General features: G+C 62.1%; 1 protein-coding gene. It reads right to left on the bottom strand.

Features of this window, described 5'->3' with window-relative positions; all coding sequences use genetic code 11:
* Nucleotides 1-306 precede the first annotated feature (306 nt).
* Nucleotides 307-1,509, bottom strand: a complete 1,203-nt coding sequence (locus tag VMR03_RS15420; protein ID WP_325406774.1) for a pyridoxal phosphate-dependent aminotransferase — start codon at nucleotides 1,507-1,509, stop codon at nucleotides 307-309.
* Nucleotides 1,510-1,517: the final 8 nt, after the last annotated feature.

The raw sequence follows: 1,517 nt of genomic DNA, 5'->3' as shown, positions 1-1,517 counted from the left end.
GACAGACCTTCCGCGATGGCGGTGCGGTCCTTTTCGGCAATTCCAATATCGATCGGCATGTGGGGCCTCTTCTCTTCTGGGGGAACTTGTAGCTCAAATTTATGGCGATCCCGGCCGGCCCGCAACCAGATTTAGAATAATTCCAATGATACATTTCGGCGCAGGGGGAGAGGTTTGGGAATGCGTCGACGTACAAACGAACGTCCGGGCGCCGCGTTTCGCGCCCGGGAAACTTTTTCATCGGCAAAAAATGAAGAAGCCCGCGGCCTGCGCCGCGGGCTTCATATCGGGTGAGTCAGAGCGTACTTATTGAAGCGACGCGCAGAACCGCTGGATGCGTTCGCAGGCTTTCGTCAGCGCCTCGGTCGAGGTCGCGTAGGAAATGCGGAAGAAGGGCGAGAGGCCGAAGGCTTCGCCATGCACGACGGCGACGCCCTCTTCTTCCAGCAGCGCCTCGACGAAGTCCTGATCGTTGCCGATCAGCTTGCCCTTCGGCGTCGTCTTGCCGATGCAGCCCGCGCAGGACGGATAGACATAGAAAGCGCCCTCCGGCGTCGGGCATTTCAAACCCTTCGCCTGGTTGAGCATCGAGACGACGAGGTCCCGCCGCGCCTTGAAGCTCTCGGCGCGTTCCGGGATGAAATCCTGCGGACCGTTCAGCGCTTCGACGGCGGCCCACTGGCTGATCGAGGTCGGGTTCGACGTCGACTGGCTTTGCACCGTCGTCATCGCCTTGATGAGTTCGAGCGGACCGGCGCAATAGCCGATACGCCAGCCGGTCATCGAATAGGCCTTCGAGACGCCGTTCATCGTCAGCGTACGGTCGTAGAGCTTCGGCTCCACCTCGGCCGGCGTCGCGAATTTGAAGCCATCATAGGAGAGATGCTCATACATGTCGTCGCTGAGGATCCAGACATGCGGATGCCGGAGCAGAACGTCGGTCAGCTTCTTCAGTTCGTCCGCGGTATAGGCCGCGCCCGTCGGGTTCGACGGCGAGTTGAAGATGAACCACTTCGTCTTCGGCGTGATCGCCTTTTCGAGCGCTTCCGGCTGGAGCTTGAAATTGGTCTCCATGCCCGCCGCCGCAAAGACCGGCGTGCCGCCAAGCAGCGCCACGATGTCGGGATAGGACACCCAGTAAGGCGCGGGGATGACGACCTCGTCGCCGGGGTTCAGCGTCGCCGCCATGGCGTTGAAGATGATCGGCTTGCCACCGGGCGCGACGAAGCATTGCGCGGGCGTGTAGTCGAGCCCGTTCTCGCGCTTGAACTTCGCGGCGATCGCCTTCTTCAGCTCCGGGATGCCGCCGACATCGGTGTACTTCGTCTCGCCGCGCTGGATGGCCGCGATCGCCGCCGCCTTGATGTTGTCCGGCGTGTCGAAATCGGGCTCGCCCGCGCCGAGGCCGATCACGTCGACGCCCGCCGCTTTCAGATCGCGCGCTTTCTGGGTCGCGGCAATGGTTGCCGACGGCTTGATGCGCTTCAGCGAGTCCGAAAGGAAGGCCATGATCTGTC

It is taken from the genome of Parvibaculum sp., assembly GCF_035511255.1.
In the GTDB taxonomy this organism is placed as follows: domain Bacteria; phylum Pseudomonadota; class Alphaproteobacteria; order Parvibaculales; family Parvibaculaceae; genus Parvibaculum.
The sequence above is the reverse complement of the archived record's forward strand: the minus strand, read 5'-3'. Positions and strand labels throughout refer to the sequence as shown.

Bases quoted from the DNA above. Each gene is read 5' to 3' on its own strand.
- VMR03_RS15420 (WP_325406774.1), bottom strand. From the start codon at position 1,509: ATGGCCTTCCTTTCGGACTCGCTGAAGCGCATCAAGCCGTCGGCAACC.